This is a genomic window from Devosia sp. T2-14, from assembly GCF_055397495.1.
Genome location: NZ_AP027921.1, coordinates 2,475,511 through 2,500,233, shown reverse-complemented (window position 1 = coordinate 2,500,233; position 24,723 = coordinate 2,475,511). Strand labels below are relative to the sequence as shown.

The 24,723-nt window shown below is 62.9% G+C and carries 14 protein-coding genes; 3 read left to right on the top strand and 11 right to left on the bottom strand.

Going from position 1 to position 24,723, the window contains the following annotated elements; translation table 11 throughout:
* Positions 1-186 precede the first annotated feature (186 nt).
* Complete coding sequence (locus ACZ5WT_RS12285) at positions 187-2,661, bottom strand: beta-mannosidase (protein WP_464284083.1); 2,475 nt, start codon at positions 2,659-2,661, stop codon at positions 187-189.
* A gap of 308 nt (positions 2,662-2,969) precedes the next feature.
* Between ACZ5WT_RS12285 and ACZ5WT_RS12280 the strand changes: the two genes are divergently transcribed.
* Complete coding sequence (locus tag ACZ5WT_RS12280) at positions 2,970-4,889, top strand: putative bifunctional diguanylate cyclase/phosphodiesterase (RefSeq protein WP_464284082.1); 1,920 nt, start codon at positions 2,970-2,972, stop codon at positions 4,887-4,889.
* A 21-nt stretch (positions 4,890-4,910) separates the two neighbouring features.
* Here ACZ5WT_RS12280 and ACZ5WT_RS12275 read toward each other — a convergent pair whose 3' ends face one another.
* Together ACZ5WT_RS12275 and ACZ5WT_RS12270 are read right to left on the bottom strand one after the other, a co-directional pair.
* Positions 4,911-6,770: an ABC transporter ATP-binding protein gene (locus ACZ5WT_RS12275; protein ID WP_464284081.1), complete on the bottom strand. Its 1,860-nt coding sequence runs from the start codon at positions 6,768-6,770 to the stop codon at positions 4,911-4,913.
* 322 nt (positions 6,771-7,092) lie between these two features.
* Positions 7,093-8,943 (bottom strand): ABC transporter ATP-binding protein, encoded by a 1,851-nt coding sequence (locus ACZ5WT_RS12270; protein ID WP_464284080.1) that lies wholly within the window; start codon positions 8,941-8,943, stop codon positions 7,093-7,095.
* A gap of 315 nt (positions 8,944-9,258) precedes the next feature.
* Here ACZ5WT_RS12270 and pepN point away from each other — a divergent pair, with 315 nt between their 5' ends.
* Positions 9,259-11,898, top strand: coding sequence for an aminopeptidase N (pepN, locus tag ACZ5WT_RS12265; RefSeq protein WP_464284079.1), 2,640 nt, complete (start codon positions 9,259-9,261; stop codon positions 11,896-11,898).
* Between the two features lie 231 nt (positions 11,899-12,129).
* Positions 12,130-13,788, top strand: coding sequence for a sensor histidine kinase (locus tag ACZ5WT_RS12260; protein ID WP_464284078.1), 1,659 nt, complete (start codon positions 12,130-12,132; stop codon positions 13,786-13,788).
* A gap of 191 nt (positions 13,789-13,979) precedes the next feature.
* On the opposite strand, the gene ACZ5WT_RS12255 is transcribed toward ACZ5WT_RS12260, so the two are convergent.
* The 8 genes from ACZ5WT_RS12255 to ccmI form a co-directional block, all read right to left on the bottom strand.
* Complete coding sequence (locus ACZ5WT_RS12255; RefSeq protein WP_464284077.1) at positions 13,980-16,742, bottom strand: bifunctional [glutamine synthetase] adenylyltransferase/[glutamine synthetase]-adenylyl-L-tyrosine phosphorylase; 2,763 nt, start codon at positions 16,740-16,742, stop codon at positions 13,980-13,982.
* Positions 16,743-16,923: 181 nt separating this feature from the next.
* A complete protein-coding gene (locus ACZ5WT_RS12250; protein ID WP_464284076.1) occupies positions 16,924-18,345 on the bottom strand; it encodes a sensor histidine kinase in 1,422 nt (473 codons plus the stop codon).
* Positions 18,346-18,349: 4 nt separating this feature from the next.
* Positions 18,350-19,021, bottom strand: coding sequence for a response regulator transcription factor (locus ACZ5WT_RS12245; RefSeq protein WP_464284075.1), 672 nt, complete (start codon positions 19,019-19,021; stop codon positions 18,350-18,352).
* A gap of 54 nt (positions 19,022-19,075) precedes the next feature.
* The gene (locus tag ACZ5WT_RS12240; protein WP_464284074.1) at positions 19,076-20,602 is read right to left on the bottom strand and encodes a Do family serine endopeptidase; all 1,527 of its coding nucleotides are present in this window, start codon (positions 20,600-20,602) and stop codon (positions 19,076-19,078) included.
* Positions 20,603-20,760: 158 nt separating this feature from the next.
* Positions 20,761-21,201 (bottom strand): cytochrome c-type biogenesis protein, encoded by a 441-nt coding sequence (locus tag ACZ5WT_RS12235; protein WP_464284073.1) that lies wholly within the window; start codon positions 21,199-21,201, stop codon positions 20,761-20,763.
* Entirely contained in the window at positions 21,198-23,171 is a 1,974-nt protein-coding gene (locus ACZ5WT_RS12230; protein ID WP_464284072.1) for a heme lyase CcmF/NrfE family subunit, read from the bottom strand. The genes ACZ5WT_RS12235 and ACZ5WT_RS12230 overlap by 4 nt, the downstream gene beginning before the upstream one ends.
* Positions 23,168-23,641 (bottom strand): cytochrome c maturation protein CcmE, encoded by a 474-nt coding sequence (gene ccmE / locus ACZ5WT_RS12225; RefSeq protein ID WP_464284071.1) that lies wholly within the window; start codon positions 23,639-23,641, stop codon positions 23,168-23,170. Before ccmE ends, ACZ5WT_RS12230 begins: the two co-directional genes overlap by 4 nt.
* The gene (gene ccmI, locus ACZ5WT_RS12220; protein ID WP_464284070.1) at positions 23,638-24,723 is read right to left on the bottom strand and encodes a c-type cytochrome biogenesis protein CcmI; all 1,086 of its coding nucleotides are present in this window, start codon (positions 24,721-24,723) and stop codon (positions 23,638-23,640) included. Before ccmI ends, ccmE begins: the two co-directional genes overlap by 4 nt.

Below are 24,723 nucleotides of genomic sequence, written 5' to 3'. Positions count from 1 at the left end.
CATGTCAACGCGGTGGGGTAGGTTCTGGTATGGGAGATACACGAATACCTCCCAAGCACCGGGCTGCCCGCGGACTTGATCCGCGGATCACTCGTCGCGCAGTTCCGGGTTGGAGAGCTGTCCCCGGATCAAGTCCGGGGACAGCGCCGGTGGGGGTGAGAGAGGTCCCTGTCAGGACCCTGCCCGTCAGAACGTCTCGCTGAGATCGCGGACGCGGAGTGAGGTCACCAGTTCGGCGGCGGACGGCGTGGCGCCGTGCCGCGGGGTGAAGGTCAGCTCGGTGTGGCGGCCGGGAAGCAGTGTCACCGCGTTGTCGGAGAAATAGCCGGGCACATCGACACTGGCCGTGACGAACAGGGCTGGCTTGTCGCTGGTGAGGCTGAGGACCAGTTGGCCATCAACATCGGACCATGCGGCCCTCACCTTGGGCGAAACGAGTTCGTAGGCCTTGTAGGGCTTGGGAAAATAGTCGTTTTCGCCCAGCAGCTTGCCCTTCGCATCGCGCCAGGAAAAGAACAGGAACTCATCGGCGGCCAGCTCGCCGGCCTCAAGCCTGGTGACGTCGATGGCGGCGTCAGGACCGATGGCGGTATTACCCGAGAACACGACGCGATCACCGCCGCCAACTTTGATGGCGCGGACTTCGAGCGCAATCGTCGCGGGCTTTCCGGTGTCATTGATGCCGCGCAGGATGATCCCGGCATTGTCGGCGCTGGGAACCGCGACGACGTTGACGGGCAGATAGAACCTCTTGGCCATGTATTGCAGCAGCTTCCACTGCCCGCCGTAATCAAGGCTGGACCAGCTCGCCACCGGCCAGATGTCGTTGATCTGCCAGAACAGCGTGCCCATGCAACGCGGCTTAGTGGAGCGCCAATATTCAATGGCCGTCTTGATGGCGAGGCCCTGCTGGATCTGGCTGAGGAACACCATCTGGTCGAAGTCGCGCGGAAAGCGGAAATAGCGCGTCATGGTTTCGAGAATGCGCGCATTGCCGCCATTGTTGCGCTGATGGTTTTCCATCACCGGGGATGAGGGATTGCGATCCTTTTTCTCCGTAAAGGTCTCGATGACGTTCATCGACGTGAAGGACTGGAAACCGAATTCGGAGGCGAAGCGCGGATTGACAGTGCGGTAGGCGTCGAAGGATTTGGCGGAGTGCCAGACGTCCCAATAATGCAGGTCGCCACGCGTATCGGAGTGCCAGCCGTCGGAAAAATCCATGTAGCCTAGCGATGGCGAAGACGGCCAGAAGCGGCGGGCGGCATCCTCGTCCTCGACGATCCGGTGCAGCATGGAATTGAGCCGGTCGTAATTGGCGATATAGCGCTCCTTGTCGGCGCGCGTTTCGGGATACCAGTTAAGCGAACCGATGACCTCGTTGTCTCCGCACCAGAGGGCAATGCAGGCATGGTGGCTGAGGCGGCGCACCTGCTGGGTGACTTCAGTGCGCACATTGTCGAGGAAGTCGCGATCAGAGGGGTAGCTCATGCACGAGAACATGAAATCGTGCCAGATAAGGATGCCCAGCTCGTCGCACAGCTCATAGAAGTAGTCGGGCTCATACTGGCCGCCGCCCCAGATGCGCAGCATGTTCATGTTGGCGGCCTTGGCGCTGTCGAGCAGGTCGCGGATGACGGCCGGGGTGATGCGCGAGGGGATGGCGTCGGCGGGGATCCAGTTGGCGCCCATCATGGTGATGTCGCGGCCATTGATGCGGCACTTGAAGGAATGGTCGATCTCGTCCTTCTCGACGATCCATTCCAGCTTGCGCAGGCCGATCTGGCGAGCGGTCTTTTCGCCCTCGAGGTTGGTCACCAGCTCGTAGAGCGGCTGTTCGCCCTGCCCGGCCGGCCACCAAAGCTCGGGATCATGAATGGTGACGCTGTGGGTGACGATGTTCTCGCCTGGCTGCACCATCACCTTGTCTGCAATCACTTGGCCCGCGATGGCGTGCTCAAGTTCCACTGAACCTTGGGCAAAGGCAAAAAGGCGAGTCTTTATCGACAGTTCGACCGACTTCTGGCCGTGGGCCTGATCGACCTGAACGCTTTCCTGCCGCGCCAGTCGCGACCGGCGCAGGCTCATGGTGCCGTAAATGCCAATCGGCATCAGGCAGATGCCCCAGTCCCATCCCGCATGGCATGCTGCCTTGCGGATGAAGTTCATGTGGATGCCCTTCAAGCCATTGGTTTGATAATTGTAGGTGAAGGGGATCGGGAACGGGTGCGCGTCGGCGCGGGCCTTGGCCACATCGGGCGCGATATCGAACTCGATCCGCAGGGTGTTGTCCCCTGCCCGCACCTTGCCCGTGACGTCGATGTCGTTGCGGACGAAACTGTTCAGCGTTTTCGCGACGACCTCACCATTGAGCAGGATGGTGGCGATGCAATCGACCTCAGCGAGGGTCAACGTCAAATAGCCTTCGATGTCGGCGGCTGTGGCCGTGAAGGTGCGCTCGACGGACCAGGCCGTCTCGTTGACCCACATGACGGTTTTTTCGTTTTCGCCGTAATAGGGATCGGGAATGTGGCCGCCGGCTAGCAGGGCCGTGTGGACGTCGCCCGGCAGGGCAATCGGGGCAATGAGATCGTGCGTTGGTGAAGACAGCGTAAATTCGCCGCCCAAATCGAGGGCGGAATAGGTCGTTGGCACGGTCACTTTAGTCTCCTCACGGCGTGCTGCGGCGATCCCGGGCAGCGTTCATCCTGAGTGCGTGCCGGCTCGATGCAATCGATTGCATCAACGTTTAGCCGGTCTCGCGGCGGCTTCCAATGGGGCCAGACACGATTGCCGGGCCTTTTTGCATCGTTGCGATTTGCGCTTTAAGCCGGGTACGGCAATTGCCCAGACAAATTTACGTATGTGTTAGGACTTGCCCGAATAGGGTCCCCATACGAGGGGGCTCGTATTTTATGTCTGCAACGCAGAAGCTACTGCAGTTTTTTGCTGTCCCGAATGACCCAGAATTGGTCCAGGCGCAGGCGCGTGCCTTTAGCCGGCAGATTCCGCTGCTCTATGGAAACGTGGTGGTCAACACCCTGCTGCTGTCTGCCACCGTGACGGGGGCGCCGCCTCTGCTGCGTCTGTATATCCCGGGACTGCTGACCCTATTGTGCATCGTGCGCATGGCAACCTGGCTGCGCGCCCGAGAGACGCCGACCTACGCCCAGGCACGAAGGCTGCTTGTCAGTGCAGTGATCGCCTCGGGGGTGCTTGGCCTCGCCTTCACGGCGTGGGCGCTGAGCCTCTATGCCTTTGGTGACCCGTTCCACCAGGCGCATATTGCCTTCTATATCGCCCTCACCAGCATCTGCGGGGTATTCTGCCTGATGCAACTGCGGGCCGCGGCCGCGACCATGGCCCTCAGCATGCTGACGCCCTTTGCCATCTTCTTCATGAACAGCGGCAATCTAGTGCTAATGGCCGTCGCCGTTACCCTGACCATGACGGTCGCCACACTGCTTTGGATCCTGGTTGCCAACTATCGCGACTTTGGCGCGTTCGTTGCCTCGCGTACCGAAATGGCCAGCAGACAGGCCGAGACTCAGCGCCTGTCGGATGAAAACTACCAGCTTGCCAATGTCGACGCCCTAACGGGCCTGCCCAACCGGCGCTCGTTCGACCGGCAGTTGCAAGCCATGCTGGCCAAGGCCCACGCCGGTGGCTATCAGATCGCCGTGGCGCGGCTCGATCTGGACAGCTTCAAATCGATCAATGACATTTTCGGCCAGATCACCGGCGACCGTGTGCTGAACGAAGTCGCCCGGCGGATCAACGGAATTCGCCGCCCCTCAAGCCTATTGGCGCGGCTCGGCGCCGACAATTTTGCCCTTATCCTGGGCGGGCCCACAGACGAAGCCAATCTGCGCTCCTGCGGCGAGGAACTGACGCGCGCCATGCGGCTGTCCTTTGACCTCACGGGTACCAATATTCATCTATCGGCCTCTGCCGGCTTTGCCTCGTCGCGGCCCGGCGATACGGCGGAAACCCTGTTCGACCGCGCAGACTATGCCACCTCGGTGGCTAAGCGCGAGGCACGGGGCAGCGTCGTGGTGTTTTCCGAGCGGCACGCGCTCGACATCAGCCGCGTCCGCCGCATGGAACATGCGCTGCATACCGCAGACCTCGACGCAGAAATCTACATCCTGTTCCAGCCGCAGTTCGATATCGCGCACAACTGCACCACCGGCTACGAAGTGCTGGCGCGGTGGCGCAGCCCGCTGCTGGGCGAGATTTCTCCGGCTGAATTCATTCCCATGGCCGAGCGGTCGGGCGTGATCTCCAAGATCACGCAAACGGTGCTGCGCAAGGCGCTGGCGGTATCCGAACGCCTGCCAAAGTCACTGCGGCTGTCTGTCAATCTCTCGGCCCATGACCTGGGCTCGGCCACCGCGATCGAGGCTATCGTTGCCCTCGTCAGCAAAGCCGGGAAGCCTTGCCGTGTCGATTTCGAAATCACCGAAACCGCCGTCATGCGCGATATGGATCAGGCCAATGCGGGGCTGTTGGCGCTGCTGGCTCTGGGATCGCGCATTGCGCTCGACGACTTCGGCACCGGCCATTCCAGCCTCACCCATGTGCAGAAGCTGCCGCTAGACCGGATCAAGGTGGATCGCAGTTTCGTTGCCGAAGTGACCAATGACCCCACCAGCCGGGCAATCATCAAGACGACCGTCGACCTGTGCCGCAACCTGGGGATCACCTGTGTGTTCGAGGGCATCGAAACCGAACAGCAGCTGGACGCCCTTCTGGGGCTGGGCGGCACGGTGATGCAGGGATATCTGTTCGGTCGGCCGATGACCGAGGATATGCTCGGTGCCTATCTCGCCAGCGAAAATGAGCAGCCGCAACTCAGCCGCATCCAGCGTGTTGGTGCCGCCCACTAGAGAGCGGGCGACACCAAGGATTTACTCTGCGGCCGCTTCCAGATCGAGGAAGCCGCCCGACTGGCGTTCCCACAGCTGGGCATAGTGCCCGCCTGTAGCCAGGAGCTGGGCGTGACTGCCCTGCTCGACAATCTGCCCCTGTTCCAGCACCACAAGACGATCCATGGCCGCGATGGTGGATAGACGGTGGGCAATGGCGATCACCGTCTTGCCCTGCATCAGGCTCGTCAGCTGCTCCTGGATAGCCGCTTCCACCTCGGAATCGAGAGCGGAGGTGGCTTCGTCGAGCACCAGGATCGGGGCGTTCTTGAGCAGCACGCGGGCGATCGCCACGCGCTGCCGCTGGCCGCCCGAGAGCTTCACGCCACGTTCGCCCACATGGGCGTCATAGCCGCGATAGCCCTTGGGATCGACGAGACCCTGGATGACGTCGTGCACCTTGGCCTGTTCGGCGGCGCGGATCATTTCCTCATCGGTCGCCGACTGACGGCCATATTTGAGGTTTTCACGAACCGAACGGTGCAGGAGCGAGGTATCCTGGCTGACAAGCCCAATGGCCGCGCGCACGCTTTCCTGCGTGACATTGCGGACATCCTGCCCATCGATGCGAATACCACCGTCCTGAACGTCAAACATGCGCAGGGCCAAATTGACCAGCGTCGACTTGCCCGAGCCGGACCGGCCGACCAGGCCGATCTTTTCGCCCGGCTCCACCGTGAGGTTGAAGCGATCGATGACCGAACCATCCTTGCCGCGCCAATAGTTGAAGCTGACATTGTCGTAGGTCAGTTCGCCCTTGGTCACTTCCAGAGGCCTGGCATCGGGCGCATCGAGCATGGTCAGGGGCTGGGCGATGGTATCCATCGAGTCCCGGACGTTGCCGACCTGCCGGAAGATGTTGGAACCGATTTCGAGGATCCAACCGCTCATGTTCATGATCTGCAACGCGAACGGGATTGCCGTGGCCACCGCAGCAGCCGACAGCACGCCATTGTTCCAGCCGGCCAGCGCCAACCAGGTAACCGACACCACCAGCCCCGCATTGAGCAGGAACAGGATGGACCACATGTAGGTGAACACCCGCATCAGCTTGCGGAAGCTGATGGCGTGATCCATCACTGAGTCCGACACATACTGATCCTCATGACCGCCGGTCGAGAAGGTCTTGAGGGTCTGGATGTTGGTGTAGCTGTCGACGATCCGGCCCGTCATCACCGATTTGCTCTCCGAGAGTTCCTCGGAATAGCGGGCGATAAGCGGCATGGTGATGGTGAAGAGGATGGCATAGAGCAGCAGCCACACCCCGATCGGCACCAGCAGGACCAGATCAAGCTGCGCCAGCACGATGATGGCGACAACGACGAAGACCAGCGCGTACCACGCAGCGTCGATCGTAAGGTTCACCCCGATTTCGATCGCTTCGCCGGCTTGCATGATCTTGTTGGCGATGCGCCCGGCAAAGTCGTTCTGGAAGAAGGTCCAGCTCTGGCGGATGACGTGCCAATGGCTTTGCCATCGCACCAGATCGACCAGGTTGGGCACGATGCCGTGGTTGCGGATCAGGGTATCGAGCAGGAAGGTCAGCGGGCGAACCAGCACTACGACAAAGATCATCCAGAGGAAGGTCTGGCCGTTCTGGTCGAAGATTTCGCCGGGATTGGTGGTGGCCAGCATGCCGACCACTAGGCCGACAAATACAGGCATCAGCGCATCGGCGACTGAGCCGATGGAGACCAGCACGATGCGGGCTATGAAGGCCGCGCGGAACTGACCGACGAAGTAGCTGACGAAGGGACGGAGGCCCATGGGTGGCTGCCGATCCTTGGCGAGCGCGACGGGCGAATAGAGATTGTCGAAATAGGCAATGACGCGGTTGAACATTTGGAGCTCATTTTTCTTTGAGCCGCGCCTGACGGAGGGATGTGCTCGGGTCAGGTTCGGAATCGGTCCATGGGTTTGCGTTGTGCTACGCGGGGAGCCGTTGAGGCTTGAAGATGCGCGGTCGCGGTGATGGCCGTTTCGGTGTTGTCACCCATCGGTGTACTCCTTGGTTGGTAGGCGGTTGGACGTTGTTTCAGCTTTCACCGATGTTTCCCCCGGACTTGATCCGGGGGTCACTATCAGCGCCTGCTGAGGGCGAGAGGCCCGCGGATCAAGTCCGCGGGCAGCGATTGTGGGGCGGCGATATGGTGGCCAATGACCATCACTGCGCAGCTTCCTCAGGCTGGTCGGCGTCGAGGAACCCGCCAGACTGGCGGCTCCAGAGCTGGCTATAGATTCCGCCCGTATCGACGAGCTGGGCATGCGTGCCGGTTTCGACGACACGGCCCTTATCGAGCACGACCAGGCGGTCCATCATGGCGATGGTGGAGAGACGATGCGCGATCGCGATCACCGTCTTGCCCTGCATCAGCATCTGCAGCTGCCCCTGAATGGCCGCCTCGACCTCGGAGTCGAGAGCAGATGTGGCCTCGTCGAGCACGAGGATCGGAGCGTTCTTGAGCAGCACGCGAGCGATGGCGATGCGCTGGCGCTGGCCGCCCGATAGCTTGACGCCACGCTCGCCGACATGGGCGTCGTAGCCCTTGCGGCCTTGCGGATCGCTCAGCGTATCGATGAAGTCAGTCGCCTCGGCCTGCTCGGCCGCAGCACGCATCATCTCCTCGGTGGCATCGGGACGGCCATAGAGGATGTTGTCGCGCACCGATCGGTGCAGGAGCGAGGTATCCTGCGTCACCACGCCAATATTGGCGCGCAAGCTATCCTGCGTCACCTTGGCGATGTCGTGCCCGTCGATCAGGATGTGCCCTTCCGCGCGGTCGTAGAAGCGCAGCAGGAGGTTGACGATGGTCGACTTGCCCGCACCCGAACGCCCCACGAGGCCGATTTTCTCGCCCGGACGGATGTGCAGGTTGAGATCGTCGATCACGCCGGACTTCTTGCCGTAGTGGAAGCTCACCTTGTCGAACTTGATGTCGCCATTCACGGCAGGAAGCGCCTTGGCTTCGGGCTTGTCGGCCACGACGCGCGGCAACGAAATCGACGAAATGCCGTCCTTGACCGTTCCGATATTCTCGAACAGGGCAGACATTTCCCACATGACCCACTGGCTCATGCCCTGGAAGCGCATGACGAGGCCCAGCGAGACGGCGAGCGAGCCCGGCGTCATCACACCCTGCATCCACAGCCAGATGCCCGTGGCGCCAACCGAGAACAGCAGCAGAGCGTTGGACCAGAGCACGAGCATGTTGAGCACGGTGAACAGGCGCATCTGCCGGTAAACCGTGTCCAGAAACTCGTCCATCGCCTCCTTGGCGTAAGTCTCTTCTCGGTTGGAATGGCTGAACAGCTTCACCGTGGCGATGTTGGTGTAGCTATCGACGATGCGGCCGGTCATCAGCGAGCGCGCGTCGGCCTGAGCCTGGGAAATCTTGCCCATGCGCGGGATGAAATAGAACATCATGGCGACATAGGCCGCCAGCCAGACCAGGAACGGAATGGCCAGGCGCCAATCGGCCGAAGCCGCCAGCACCACCGCGCCGGTGAAGTAGACGACGACATAAACCAGCATGTCGAGCAGCTTCATCACCACTTCGCGCACGGCGAGCGATGTCTGCATGAGCTTGGCGCCAATTCGGCCGGCAAACTCGTCCTGGAAGTAGCTCATCGACTGGCGAATGAGATAGCGATGGCTCATCCAGCGGATGCGCTGGGGGAAGTTACCCAGCAGCGTCTGATGCATGGTGAGCGTCGAAATCAGCGCGAAGCCGGGCAGCACGATGACGATCATCGCGCCCATCATGGCTAGCTTCCAGCCATCGGTGGCGAGAAACGTCTCTGGGTCGGCGCCGGCAAGCCAGTTCACCACATCGCCGATGAAGCCAAAGATGACGATTTCTCCGATCGCCACCGCCGCAGCAGCAACGGCCATCAGCGCCAGCCACTTCTTGGCGCCGTGACTATAGTGCAGGCAGAAGGCCAGCAGCCCCTTTGGGGGCTCGACCGGATCTCCGGCCGGATAGGGATCTAGACGTCGCTCGAACCAACGCAGCATAACATTCACCATTCTAACAACCGGACGCGGCGTCGCCCTCTAGACGGTCGTCCGGCGACAAAAGCTGTCAGCAGGACGCTTGGGGCAGATAGTTACCGACCGGAATATTCGGATACCGCGCTCAATACGCCCGAAAGTGGCGCAGAGGAGCTGCGTGTGCAACCGGAGGAAGCCCCCTCCCCATTGCCAACTTATTTGGCGTAGAAGAGTGTGCCGAAGCGGTTGCTGGCCGATCAGGATACACGAATGTGGCGAGTCTGCTGTTGCGGAGCAGCCACAGTCGATTTCAGACAATTGATTTGACGGAAACACTAAATGCGCACCGAAAACGAGCACACTATCTACCTCAAGGACTACGCGCCGAGCCCATATCGCGTGACCTCGATAGATCTCGACTTCAGGATTCTTGCTGAAGGCACGCGGGTCCGCGCACTCCTGACCGTGGAACCGGCGGAAAATACCGCGCCCGGCACCCCTTTGGTGCTGGATGGCGACGAGTTGACTTTGTCATCAATTGCCATCGATGGCGCACCGCTGGCCCTGTTGGCCTATGCCACCGACGAGAACAGCCTGACCGTCTATGAGCCCCCGCTGCGCCGCTTTGTCCTTGAAACCGAGGTAAAGCTGCAGCCCGAGGGCAATACCAAGCTCATGGGGCTCTATCGCTCCAGCGGCACCTGGTGCACCCAGTGCGAGCCGGAAGGCTTCCGCCGCATCACCTATTATCTTGATCGCCCCGACAATCTGGCGGTGTTCAAGGTGACTATGACCGCTCCGCGCGACCTCGCGCCGGTGCTGCTGGCCAATGGCAACCTGATCGCCAAGGGCGATGCCGGTGACGGCTTGCACTATGCCGTGTGGGAGGACCCCTTCCCCAAGCCCGCATATCTGTTTGCGCTGGTGGCGGGCGATCTCGGCTCGATCACCGACAGTTTCACCACTGCATCGGGCCGCAAGGTGGATCTGGCGATCTATTGCACTCATGGCAAGGAAGAGCAGTGCCTGTGGGCCATGGACAGCCTCAAGCGCTCGATGGCGTGGGACGAACGCCGCTTCGGGCGCGAGTATGACCTCGACATCTTCAACATCGTCGCCGTGAGCGATTTCAACTTCGGCGCGATGGAGAACAAGGGGCTCAACATCTTCAACGATCGGCTGGTATTCGCCCAGCCGGAAACCGCGACCGATGGCGATTACGACGGCATCGAGCGCGTGATCGCGCACGAATATTTCCACAACTGGACCGGCAACCGCATCACCTGCCGCGACTGGTTCCAGCTCTGCCTCAAGGAAGGCCTGACCGTCTATCGCGACCAGGAATTCACCTCGGACGAGCGCAGCCGCGCGGTAAAGCGCATCTCGGATGTGGGCACACTGCGCCGGGCGCAGTTCCCCGAAGATGGCGGCCCGCTGGCCCACCCGCCGCGTCCGGACCAGTATCGCGAGATCAACAACTTCTACACGACCACGGTCTACGAAAAGGGCGCCGAAATCGTCCGCATGCTGGCGACGCTGTTGGGCGAAGCCGGTTTCCGCAAGGGCATGGACCTCTATTTCGAGCGCCATGACGGTCAGGCGACGACCATCGAGGCGTTCCTCGCGGCCTTTGCCGATGCCAATGGCGTCAACCTCGACCAGTTCAAGACCTGGTATCTGCAGGCCGGCACGCCGCGCCTAAGCGTCGACGAGCATTACGATGCGGCGGCGCAGACCTATACGCTCAAGCTCAAGCAGGAGACGCTGCCGACACCGGGCCAGCCCACCAAGTCGCCGCTCGTACTGCCCATCAAGTTCGGCCTGATCGGTCCCAATGGCAGCCCGATGGGCTGGAACGCGGTCAGCGGTGCCGAAGTGCGCGATGATCTGATTGTGCTGGACGGCGAAAGCGCCGAAGTGACGTTTACTGGGGTGGCAAACCGCCCGGTGCCCTCGCTGCTGCGCGAATTCTCTGCGCCGGTCATCATGCAGACCGGACTGACGCAAGACGACCAGCTGTTCTTGGCGCGTCATGACAGCGACCCGTTCAACCGTTGGCAGGCATTGCAGGATGTCGGCATGGCGCTGGCTGTCAGCGCGGTACGCGGCGAGCCGTGGAGCGACGCGGCCGTCACGGCGCTGAGCCAGGCCATGGGAGACACCCTGGGCAGCGAGGCGCTGGACGACGCGTTCAAGGCGCTGGCACTCGCCCTGCCCGATGAATCCCTGATCGGCCGTGAAATCGGCCGGGATGTCGATCCCTCGCTGATCCACGAGGTGCGTGACCGGCTGCTGCGTGCCGTTTTCGGGCCGTTGGCCGGCCAGATGCGCAAAACCTATGACGCGCTCACCAGCACCGCCCCTTACGCGCCCGATCCGTCGAGCACGGGGCGCCGCGCCCTGCGCAATCGCATGCTCGGTCTGCTGGTGGCCAGCGAAGCCGAAGGCGCCTCGGCACTGGCGGCCCAGCAATATGCCGAAGCCGGCAACATGACGGACCGCCTGGCTGCCCTGGCCTCTTCGGCGACGGCAGGCACGCCGGAGGCACCGGCCATGCTGGCTGACTTCCGCACCCGCTTCGGCGGCGATCCGCTGGTGCTCGACAAGTGGCTGGCGGTGACGGCTGCCGCGCCGCGCGACGACGTGATCGGCATCATGCAGGCCGTGCTGGCCGATCCCGGCTTCCCCAAGACCAATCCGAACCGGCTGCGGTCGCTGGTCGGAACCTTCGCCATGAGCAACCCGACTCAGTTTGCACGGGCCGATGGTGCAGGCTTCCGCTTCGTCGCCGATTTCGTCGCCGATGTGGACAAGATCAACCCCCAGGTGGCCGCGCGCGTGCTCACCGGATTCCGCATCTGGCCGATGCTGGAAAGCGGCCGCCGGGAGGCCGCAAAGGCTGCGCTGACCGGGCTTCAGGCCCATGGAACGCTGAGCCGGAACACCGCCGACATTCTCACCCGGATGCTCGCCGGCTAGCACCGCGAACACCGGTCGCTCCCGCCAAAGCGGGGGCGGCCACCCAACTACCTGCAGGCACCCTGTGGAAGAATTTTTTCTTCGCGGCTAAGTGATTCTCGTGACTCACGTTTTTGCGATCCGGCCGCCCGGGCGCCGGAAGGGGGTCTGGACACCGGAGTCGGCCTGATTCATTGTTCGTTAACGGGCAAATCGGGCGGGGCTAACACCCTCACAAGACGGGAGAATTCCATGCGGTCGGCGGAGGCATCCGGCGCCAGCGTAACCGGATTCGGTGCTGGCATGGGCAAGGCGGAAATCCGCCGCCAATCCAACCAGGGCAACGTCGCCCGGCCGTTCGCGATCGCATTGACGCCGGTGGCGTTGGCCGTGGCGGTCACCGCCATGGTTTCGGCCTCCCTCTTCGTCGCCTACGACACTGCGCGCACCTTCGAGGAAGCGCGACGCGAACTTTCCATTATCGGCAGTGTTCTGGCGCATGAACTGGCCTCGGTTGCCCCCGAAGCCGCCGCGGCCACACTGGACGCATCGAGGAGCCGTTTCGGCGGCATCGCCAAGGCAAGCTTCATCACCGCGAGCACTGTACCGCACCTGCCGTCTCTCGCCGAACAAACCGTGCTGGCCGAGCCGCATGGCACGCTGGCACTCGAGGCCGAGCAAGGCGGCGCCTGGACCGGCATCCTTCAGCGCGGCGCCGGGGCCTTCGGGCTTGCCGGTATCGTGGCCCTATTCGCCATGCGCCGCCGCCGCACCGACATGCCGGACCTCGTTCAGCGCCACAACTATCAGACGCTGGCCTCTGCCATTCCGATGGGTGTCGCCTGCTGGACCAAGGCGGGTGAGATGATCATCTGCAACGAACAGTATCGCGACCGGCTCGACCGGACCTCGGCGAAGATGACCTATCAGGAGGCCGTCAAACGCCTCACCATGGGCGGCTACATCAAGCTGCTCAACGAGGACGACGGCAGCCGTGTGCTGGAACTGCACCGCGAAGACGGCTCCTGCCTGCTGATCGACGAACGCCCCTTGGGTCAAGGCGCCTTCATGACGCTGGTCAGCGACGTCACCGAAGCCAAGAAAACCGACACGCTGCTGCATGCCATCCGCCAGGAACAGCGCCTGCTGGCTCGCCGCTACCACGAGGAAAAGCTCAAGGCCGAGGCCGCCAGCCGCTCCAAGACCAACTTCCTCGCCCATCTCAGCCACGATATCCGCACGCCGCTCAACCACATCATCGGCTTTGCAGAACTGATGCGGCACCAGACCTATGGGCCCCTGGGCGACGCGCGCTATGCCGATTACGTGCAGACCATCAAGACGTCTGGCGAGCATCTGCTTGCGTCGTTCGCCACCATCCTCGACCTGGCTGAACTGGAAAGCGGGCAGAAGGCCCTGCGCCGCGATGATGTCGACGTTGACGACCTGCTGGAAAATGTCGTGCAGCGCTTCAAGGCACAGGCCTCCCGCGCCGGCGTGACATTCGTGCTCGGCGAGCCGAGCGGCGCCGTGGTGGAAGGCGACCGTCTGGGCCTGTCTCGCATGGTATCCAATATCGTTGAGAACTCGCTGCGTTTCACGCCCTCCGGCGGGCGGGTGCACTTGTCGGCCTATGCCGCTCGCGATGACATGGTCATCGAGATCACCGATACCGGCCTCGGCATGAGCGAAGAGCGCCTCGCCAGCCTGTCGCAGCCCTTCGCCCTTGGCGACGCCACCTTCACCCGCGATGGCGTGGGTCCGGGCCTGGGCATCTCCATCTCGCGCGCAATCGCTGAACTGAGCGGGGGCAACCTCGCCATCGATTCAAGCCCGTCGCTGGGCACAACCGTGGCCATCTCGCTGCCGCTGGCGAACATGCAGGCCGCGCCTTCGGCTCAGGCTGCCTGAACCATGAACGGGGAATGGCATAAGGCCAATCCCATGCCTCGAAATGCCAGCCTGCAACAGCGCATTGACTGGCACCTCATGCACGCCGAGGCCTGCGGGTGCCGGGAGATACCGGACAGCGTCAAGCAGGCACTGGCGGAGCGAGGAATACCGCTGCCGCCTCGCAGAACCAGTTAATCCCGCGCTCGTGGCTAGAGCCCCCGCGCCGTCTCGTACCACTTGGCAGCCGCAGCAGTCACTTCCGAACGCATCGCCGTCAAATCCAGTTCGAGGCGTCCGAAGTCCGGATAGTGGGTCAGTCCTGCCAGCAGCTCCTTGAACGCTGCGGTCCAGGCTTCGTCCTTGAACGGGCTGACCAGAGCCGAACTCATCACCTGCAGCACAGTGGAATAGACGCCGTGGATCTCGGCGAGTCTGGCGCCTTCGGGCACGAGCCCGGTTTCACCAAGCCGGGTCAGAACACGAGCGGTTAGCGCCTGCGGCAGGGCAACGGTTGCGCCAGCGACCAGCTGGGCGGACTGCGCGACGAATTCGAGGTCCACCAGCCCGCCTTCGGCAAGCTTGAGATCGAACGGGTGGCGGGCCGGACGCTCGCGGGCCATCAGGCTGCGCATGGTCAGCACGTCCTCAATGGACTTAGCGGTGTCGCGTGGCTGGGCCATGACCTCGGCAATCGCTGCATCGACGTCATCCCCCAGGGCCTGGTCAGCGACGATCACGCGGGCACGGCTGAGAGCGAGATGTTCCCAGGTCCAGGCATTGTCGCGGTGATAGGCGCGGAAGCCCGAAAGGCTCGTGGCCAGCGGCCCGGCATTGCCGGATGGACGCAGACGCATATCGGCCTCATACAGCACGCCCTCGGCCGTAGGCGAGGTCACCGCCGCCACAAGGCGCTGCGTCAGCCGGGTATAGTAGTGGTTGGTGATGAGGGGCTTCTCGCCATCAGACTCGGCCTCTGGCGCATCGTAGAGCAGGATAAAATCGAGGTCTGATGTCACCGTCATCTCGCGGCTGGCCATCTTGCCGAAACTAAGGAGCGCAATGCGCCCGCCGACGATCTTGCCATGGCGGCGCTCGAACTCGCTGCGAACGCTGATCAGGAGGCGATTGACCAGCGTTTCGGCAAGAGCGGTGAACTGCTCCCCTGCCCCCGCTGCGCTAACCGTCCCCGAGAGCAGGCCCGCAGCGATCAGGAACTTCTGTTCCTGACCAATGATGCGGGCGCGGTCGATGATCTCCTCATAGGAACGCGACTCAGCGAGGAATGCGCCGACCTTGGCGACCAGCACGTCGCGGTGGGTCACCTCATTGGCGAAGGCCGGATCGATCAGCCCGTCCATGACGTGGGCGCGATGAATGACAGCCTCGGACATGCGGGGCGCGGAGGCCATCAACTGCACCAGCAGGGTGCGCAGGTTGGCGTGGCTACGGAGCAGCGCAAAGAGCTGCACCCCCGCAGGCAGGCGCGAAAGGAAGTCGTCAAATTTTGCCAGCGCCTCGTCGGCATTGCCGGCCGTGCTCAGGGTAGCCAACAGGGCGGGCAGCAGTTCGGTGAGGTGGGCACGGGCGGCGGCGGCGCGGGTCGCGGGATAGCTGCCATAGTGCCACTTGCGCACGGTCTCAATGGCCTTGTGCGCATCGGCAAAACCCATATTGGCGAGCGTCTCCAGCGTGCCGGGATCGTCGTCACTGCCGGTGAAGACCAGATTGCCCTCGCCGCTCCCCAGCGTTTCCCCTTCGGTGAACAGCTCGGAATAGTAGCCGACAACGCGTTCGAGCGCTGCACGGTAGCCAGCCTCGAAGGCACGCAGGTCCGGCTCGCCCATCAGGCGCCCCACCACGGCCACGTCCTCGGCGGAGGCCGGCATGATGTGGGTCTGCTCGTCGCGCAGCATCTGCAGACGGTTTTCGACGGCGCGCAGATACCAATAGGTCTGCGTCAGCTCGGTAGCGGCCTTGGGGGTGATCCAGTTGGCATCGGCCAGCGCCGCCAGCGCATGTGCGGTAGGCTTGACGCGCAGGGTCTTGTCGCGCCCGCCGGCGATCAGCTGCTGGGTCTGGGTGAAGAACTCGATCTCGCGGATCCCGCCCCGCCCCAGCTTGACGTTGTGCCCCTCGACGCGGATGTCGCCGACCTTCTTGGCAACGTTGATCTGGCGTTTCATCGCCTGAATATCGGCGATGGTGGCGAAGTCGAGGTGCTTGCGCCAGACATAGGGGGCAAGCTCGCGCAGGAACCCCTCACCCACCTGCCGGTCACCGGCGCAGGCGCGGGCCTTGATCCAGGCGGCGCGCTCCCAGTTCTGGCCGCGGCTCTCGTAATAGGCCAGCGCGGCATCGATCGACATGGCGACGGGGGTCGAACCGGGATCGGGGCGCAGGCGCAGGTCGGTGCGGAACACGTAGCCATGGAGCTGGCGGTCTTCCATCAGGGCAACCAGGCGCTGGATGATGCGCGAATAGACCTTGGTGGCCTCGCTCGGGTCGGCCAGCACGCCCTTATAGGGATCGTAGAAGGCGACAATGTCGATATCCGAGGAGTAGTTCAGCTCCTGCCCGCCATGCTTGCCCAGCGCAAAAATGGCGAGGCCGGAATTGGCCGCCGTTGCCTGCTCGGCCGGGATGGCCAGCAGTCCCCGCGCCGCTGTCAGCCGCATCAGCAGGTTGAGGGCCGCGTCGAGCGCCGCATCGGCGAGGTCGGATAGAGCCGCAGTCGACTGCGCCGTGGTCCAGGCGCCCCCGGTTTCGGCAATGGCCGCCAGCAAGGCCGTGCGCCCCTTGGCGATGCGCAAGACTGGCGCCAGTTCTTCTTCAGTGGCCGCCGCCCGCCCCATGGCCTCGACGGCATCGAGGATATCGGTGAACGCACCGTCGGCGCTGTCACTGAGGGCAGAGACCAGCCAGTCGGCATTGGCCTGGGCCAATTCCATCAAATAGGGAGCGGACTCGAGCAAGGGACCGATGGCCCCCGCCCCCCTCGCCAGAACCGCCTGTTGATCAGCGGATAATTGTGCGCACCACGCATCAAAACCGGGCGTGGCAACGGTCGGCAGGGGGAAGAGATTAATGGCCATGCCCGAAGGGATATCGTGGCGCAAGCGGGCGAGCAAGCAGGCTCGCGACGGCAAGAACCCCTTATCGTTCAGGCAGATCGATCACCGCGCGCACGCCGGGAGCATTGTCCTCGATGCGGAATTCGCCGCCATGCAACCGCGCCACGGCATCGACCAACGAGAGGCCAAGACCCGATCCGGTTTCGGAGCGGCTCTTTTCGAGGCGCACGAAACGCTCCAGCACCCGCTTGCGCTCCCCCTCTGGGATGCCGGGGCCATTGTCGGAAACCTCGATCAGCACGCGCCCATTGAGGCGGCGCAGCGCCACATTGATGCGGCCAGCGTCCCCATCTTCGGCGACTGGCTTGGCATATTTGACGGCGTTCTCCAGCAAATTGACCATGGCTTGCCCGATCAATTCACGGTTGGCGTGCAAATGCACCGCCTCCACGATGTCGGTCGTAATCACAATGTTCTCGTCTTCGGCGACCGGGCCGTAGAGCTCGGCAACATCGGCAACGACGGCGCTGACGTCCACGTCCGACAGCGCCCCTGATGGCGCCCCCGCCTCGGCCCGGGCGATCATCAACAGAGCATTGAAGGTCTGGATCAGGCGATCACTCTCGGCAATCGTCGTCTCGAGCGCCTGCTGGCGAACCTGGTCGCTTGCGCCCTCGCGCAAAGCGGATTCAGCCTGGTTGCGCAGGCGCGTCAGCGGCGTCTTGAGATCGTGCGCGACGTTATCCGTAACCTCCTTGAGGCCCTTCAGCAGCTGCTCGATGCGGTCGAGCATGGCGTTAAGGTTGGTGGCCAGGCCATCGAACTCGTCATTACGCTTGGTGACCGGCACGCGCTCGGAAAGGTTGCCGGACATAATCTTGGTGGAGGTGTCGCGGATAGTGTCGATGCGTTTCAGCACACGCCGTGCGGTGATCCCGCCAGCGATCAGCGAGAAGAAGATAATGCCCAGCACACCCAGCAGGAAGCTCTGCACGATGATGGCCGAAAAGCCGCGCCGCTCGACAACGTCGCGTCCCACGACGAGACGCATGCCATTGCTTACCTCGACCGAACGCACCACGGCAAAGCCGGACTTGGAGCGGCGCGGGCGCGCATTCTCATCGGGCGGGTCGATGAAGGGGTTGGCCCGTTCATAGTCGAAGCTGTAGACGCCCGGTTCGATCAGCACTTCGGGGGGAATGTCGGTGACGTTGCCCAGCAGATATTGCCCGCTAGCGTCGCCAAGAAAATAGACGCCCGGCCCCGGCGTGCGCGAAAGGCGATCGACCGCCAGAGCAAGGGCGCGGATGCCCTGCGTGGCGTCGATACGCTGCAACACCCGCACTTCGGTGGCGATATCCTCGGCCTGCTGGCGCTGGATGGAGACGCTCGACTGCCAGGTGATGAAGGCCAGAAGCAGAATGGCAAAAATCGAGAAGATCAGGATGAAGGTTGCCGTCAACCTGACCGTCGAAGTGCGCCAAAGCTGGAGAAAGCGGCTCAAGGGATCACTCGCGGATCATATAACCGGCGCCGCGCACGGTGTGCAGCAGCGGGGTGGCGTGCCCCTTGTCGATCTTGGAGCGCAGGCGGGACATGTGCACGTCGATGACATTGGTCTGGGGGTCGAAGTGATAGTCCCAGACGTTTTCGAGCAGCATGGTGCGGGTCACCACCTTGCCGGCATTCTTCATCAGATATTCGAGCAGGCGGAATTCGCGCGGCTGCAGCAGGATCGATTCGCCCTCGCGCTCTACCTTGCGGGAGAGCCGGTCGAGAAACAGGCTTCCCACCTCGTAGCTGGTTGCGGCTTCCGATGGACTGGAGCGACGCGCCAGCACTTCGATGCGGGCCAGCAATTCAGTGAAGGCATATGGCTTGGTGAGATAGTCGTCTCCGCCGGCGCGCAGACCGGTCACCCGGTCATCGACTTCACCAAGGGCCGAGAGAATGAGGACGGGCGTCTGGTCGCCCTCGGCGCGCAAGGATTCGATGATCGACAGACCATCACGGCGCGGCAGCATGCGGTCGACGATCAGGACGTCGTAATCCATGCCTGAAGCCATCGCATAACCGGTCTCGCCGTCGGCGGCGTGGTGGGTAATGTGCCCGGCTTCATCAAGCGCCTGGATCAGGTAGCTCGCGGCCTCTCGATCATCCTCGATCAGAAGTATTTTCACCGCGATGCTCCCCTTTTGGTTGCGGCCCCGGGGCGTACCCCGGGGCCGATAACATTACTTGCTCAGCGGCAGTCCGATGTAACGATCATTACCATCACGGCTGGCTTTGACGAGGGCCGTACCACGGCCCTGTGCCTTGACGCTGTCTAGAGCCTTCTCGAACTCGTCGAGGCTGGCAACCGGGGTGTTGTTGACCTCAAGGATCGAGTCACCGACGGCCAGACCCAGGTCGGCTGCCGGAGAGTCCGGAGCAACGTTCTGGATCAGCAGTCCACCCGAGCCGTCCGAGTTGGGTACAAGGGTCAGGCCAACGCTGGACTCAGTGGGAACAGCAGCCGGCGGAACCGGGGCATTGCCCTGGTCAGCCTGCGCCACCTGCTCTGCAGTGAGCTTGCCCAGCTTGACCTGCAGCTTGGTCTCGGCGCCATCACGCCAGATCGTCAGCTCCACGGTGGAATCCGGGGACTTGCCGGCAATCGTGCGGCTCAGGTCGAGGGCGTCATCGATCTTGTCGCCGTCGACGGCGGTGATGATGTCACCGGACTTGAGACCAGCCGGGCCTGCAGGGCCATCGGCAGCGATGTTGCTGACAATGGCGCCCTTGGCGTCAGCCAGACCGGCACCATCGGCGATGCCGCGGGTAACGTCCTGGATGCCGACACCGAGATAGCCACGGGTCACCGTGCCATGGTCGATCAACTGCTGAACGATGCCCTTAACGGTCGCTGCGGGGATGGCGAAGGCGATACCCACGTTGCCACCGTTCGGCGAGTAGATGGCGGTGTTGACGCCAACGACTTCACCCTTGGTGTTGAAGGCCGGGCCACCCGAGTTGCCGGTGTTGACGGCGGCATCGATCTGCAGGAAGTCACCGTAGCTGGAACCACCGATATTGCGGCCCTGGCCCGAGATCACGCCAACGGTCACCGTACCGCCGAGGCCGAACGGATTGCCGACGGCCACGACCCAGTCGCCAACGCGGCTGGCATCAGTCTCGAAGTTGACGAATGGCAGGTTGGTGCCTTCGATCTTGAGCACGGCCAGATCGGTGCGCTCGTCGGTGCCGACGATCTTGGCGACCTGTTCCGTGCCGTCATCGAAAATGACAGTCACCTTGGTGGCGTCGGAGACAACGTGGTTGTTGGTGACGATGTAGCCGTCAGCCGAAATCACGAAGCCCGAACCGGCGGCCATGAACCGGCGCGGAGCCTGTTGCTGTGGCGACTGCTGACCGAACTGGTCAAAGAAGTTACGGAATGGATGGTCCGGCGGCAGATCGGGGAAATTGAAGCTGAAGTCGCCGCCGCGGCCACCCTGTGTGGTGGCGCTGGGATTGGCCTGGGCCTCAACGAGCACCGAAACCACCGCCGGCTTGACGGCCTCGACGAGGTCAGCAAAGCCCGCATGTGGCTGGATTGTTTGGGGAACGACGATCTGGGCGGCGTGCTGCACCTGAGCCTGTGCATTGGCGGCCTGACCAGTCATGACGAATGCGGTGGAGACACCGCCGATGCCAACCAGGAGAGCCAGGGTGGAGGCCCCAAGCCAGCGGCTGGTACGCTTAAGTATGGTCGAGCGCATGTAAGTTGTTCTCCTTGGGCAAGCCCTCAACAGCTTGTGCTGCTAATATGGAATGCCCTGCCTTTCGGAGAAGTTGCGCCAACATTAAACCTTGGCAATGTTGGCGGCGGGATTGAGGCGGCAAACGCCACAGTCCAAACACCGCCAAAGCAATCGTTTTACTTTAATTCGTCGAGAACAGACTGTTCTTCGGCACTCAGGCCGGCAGTGACGGTACGACGGCGGCGGCCCAGAACGAAAAGCACTGTAAGCCCGCCCAGCAGCAGAACCGGGGCTGCGATCCACAACAGGACCGTGTGATTGTTCAGCCGCGGATTGAGCAACACGAACTCGCCGTAGCGGTCCACCAGATACTGGAACACCTGCTCGTCGGTATCACCGGCCACGAGACGCTCGCGCACGATGATGCGCAGGTCGCGGGCCAGTTCGGCATCGCTGTCGTCGATCGACTGATTCTGGCAGACGAGGCAGCGCAGGCCGGCGGAGATGTCGCGGGCGCGCTGCTCCAGCACCGGATCGGGCAAGATTTCGTCCGGGCTCACCGCCATGACCGGGCTGGCGAGGCAAGCCGCCAGCACGAGTGCGCGCAACCACTTCATTCGGCGGCCTCCGCAACCGGACGTGCGGCCCGGCGGGGAGCCCCGACGCGCATCTTGCGGTCGGTGAGCGAAATGATGCCGGCGAGCGCCATCAGCAATGCGCCATACCAGATCAGCGTGATGTAGGGCTTGTGCCAGACGCGAACGATATGGGTGTCGTCCAGTGGCTCACCCAGCTGCAGGTAGAGCTGACTGAAGCCGTAGGTCAGGATCGCCGCCTCGGTGGTCGGCATGCCGCTCGCGACATAAGTGCGGCGGTCGGCCATGGTCTGGCGCGTGCTGCCATCGGGTGCAGTAATGGTGAACCGGCCCTCGTCGGACATGTAGTTCGGACCCGGCACCTGATCGAAGCTGTCAAAGGCGATCGTGTAGCCCGACAGATCGGTGACTTCGCCTGGATTGAGCGTGGTGACGCGCTCGGTTTCCCAGGCGGTCGTGGCAACAATTCCCAGCACAGTCACGCCGACGCCGAAATGCGCGATGGCCGTGGACCATGCTGCGCGCGGCAACCCGATCAGGCGGCGCATGCTTTCGCCCAGGGGAATGCGGCCAAGCTTGCTGCGCTCGACGAGTTCAGCGATCGCGCCAAACGCTACCCAGAAACCAAGCAGCAGGCCGATCGGAGCCAGCGAGATCGAGACACCGCCCAGAGCGGAAATCAGGATGGTCAGGAACACTGCGAGCGCCCCTGCCCCAATCAGCCGCTGGGCAGCACCAACGACGTCGGCACGCTTCCAGGCCAGCAGCGGCCCGAAAGGCAGCACGATCAGGAGCGGCGACATCAGCGCAGCAAAGGTGAGATTGAAGAAAGGCGCGCCCACCGAGATGGTCGTGCCCGTCAGCGCATCAAGCACCAGCGGATAGAGCGTGCCAACCAGCACCGCGCCCGTTGCCGTGGCGAGGAACAGGTTGTTGAGGATCAGCGCACCTTCGCGGCTGACCGGCGCAAACAGTCCACCCTGCCGCAAGGATGCGGCGCGCATGGCGAACAGGAAGAAAGCCCCACCGATCAGCACGGCCAGCAGCGACAGGATAACCAGACCGCGCGTTGGATCGCTGGCGAAAGTGTGCACCGAAGTCAGGATGCCCGAGCGCACGAGGAACGTGCCCAGAAGCGACAGGCTGAAGGTGATGATCGAGAGGAAGATGGTCCAGATCTTGAGCGCATTGCGCTTTTCCATCACCAGCGCCGAGTGCAGCAGCGCCGTCCCGGCAAGCCACGGCATGAAGCTGGCGTTTTCCACCGGATCCCAGAACCACCAGCCGCCCCAGCCGAGTTCGTAATAGGCCCAGTAGGAGCCCATGGCGATGCCCAGGGTGAGGAAGGTCCAGCTCAGCATGGTCCATGGACGGACCCAGCGGGCCCAGGCCTGATCGATGCGGCCCGATATCAGCGCGGCAATGGCGAAGGAGAAGCAGATCGAGAACCCGACATAGCCCGCGTAGAGCAGCGGCGGGTGAATGGCGAGGCCAATATCCTGCAGGATCGGATTGAGGTCGTTTCCCTCGAAGGGTGCCGGGAAAATCCGGGTAAACGGGTTCGACGTAAACAGCGTGAAGCCGGTAAATGCGGCCGTGAGCAAGCTCTGCGTCGCCAGCACCAGCGCCAGCAGATCGTTGGGCAGGCGCCGGCCAAAAGCGGCAACCATCGCGCCAAAGGCCACGAGGATCAGGATCCACAGGACCAGCGAGCCCTCGTGATTGCCCCACACGCCCGAGATCTTGAAAATCAGCGGCTTGAGAGAATGGGAGTTATTGACTGCCAGAAGCAGGCTGAAATCAGAGGTGACGAAGGCCTGGATCAGGGCGGCAAAGGCCGCAGCCACCAGCAGGAATTGCAGGATCGCGCCCTGGCTCAGCGCCTGCGCGATGCGCTGCCCCGAACGCCAGTAGGCATAGCCACCGACTGCGGATACCGCAGCCAGTGCAAATGTCAGAATGAGGGCGAAATGACCAAGTTCGATGCTCACTGCGCGGTCTCCGGACGCCACTCGCCACTGGCCTTGAGAGCGTCGACAACTTCCTTGGGAATGTAATTCTCGTCATGCTTGGCCAACACGTTGGTGGCCGTAAAGCTGCCGTCCGGGCCCAAGCTACCCTCGGCGACCACGCCCTGCCCTTCGCGGAACAGGTCGGGCAGAATGCCGGTATAGCGCGCGGCGACGTCGTTGGCGCCGTCGGTCACCACAAAGTCGTTGTCCTGCCCTTCGCGAACCCACGTTCCTTCCTTGACCAGTCCACCTAGGCGGATCGGCTGACCAGCTTCGACTTGGCGGGCAATAACGTCCGACGGCGAATAGAAGAACACGATCTGATCACGCAGAGCCACCAGCACCAGAGTGGTGGCCAAAGCCAGCACCACGGCAAGGCCAGCGATCAGCGCGAGGCGCTTCTGCTTGCGCGTCCAACCTTTTTTGCGGATGGCATTTTGCGTGGTCATGGCTGAGATCCATTCAGTTCAAGGCCGGCGCCGAGCGCCAGCGTATCGAGATCGCCTCGATCAAAGGCCAGAGGGTAGGCAATTACGGCATCATCATAGGCCTGTTGAGCGCTTTGGACATCACCCAGAACGAGGTAGGCGCGCACAAGCTGCGTCCACTCCTCGATCGAGCCGCCCTGCCCCGCCAGGCGCTCGGCAAGGCCGGCAACCATTTCACCGATGCGCTCGGCATCCACTTCGGGGCTCGGCGCAACGCCGCCATTCTGGGCTACGGCCAGGCCCTGACGGGCTGCGGGAAGCCAGTTCTCGCCGCCCTTGGCCAGGGCAAGTACGGACTGCCAGGCCTGGACGGCTTCATCGTAGGCGCCCGAACGGGTGAGTTCAGCGGCGATATAGAGGCGGGACAACACGTGCTGGCTATCGGCAGCGGCTGCTGCGCGCAGCAGATCCATCGCCTCGGGCGAACCCTTGCCATCGGAGGCCAGCAGCAGGGCCTCGGCCAGTCCCGTCTGGAGATTCGGGGTGGCTTCGCTCAGTTCGATGATCCGGCGATAGGCGTTAACGGCGTCGTCATAGCGGCCAAGCTCAACATAGGCCGGCGCAATAACCGTCCAACCGCGAACGTCATCGGGCGTCGCAGCCAGCTGGGCTTCGATGCGGGCAATGGCGTCCGTCAGGTCGATTGTCTGTTCCTGAACCGGGGTACGGCCGACCAGCGGCTGGCTTGGCATTTCCGGGTGGCCATAAATGGCATAGAGGCCCAGCGAGATGGCAGCGAATGCGCCAAGGCCAAGGGCCATCTGCGTCCGGCCAAAGGCCATGCCTTCGCCGGCGGCGCGGCTGTCATCGGCTTTCACGCGCATGATTTCGCGGGCCAGCTCGCCCTTTGCGGCCGTCGCCTCGGCCTCGCCGAGCTTGCCCGAAGCAAGGTCGGCGTCAATTCCGGCCAGAACCAGGCGAAAATGACTATTGTCGCTACCCGTTTCGGGGTTCGTTACATTGACCGTACGGGAACCGGATGCGTAGAAAAGTACTACGCAAGCAATGGCGGTAACGGCGATGGCAGTGAACCAGATCAGCAT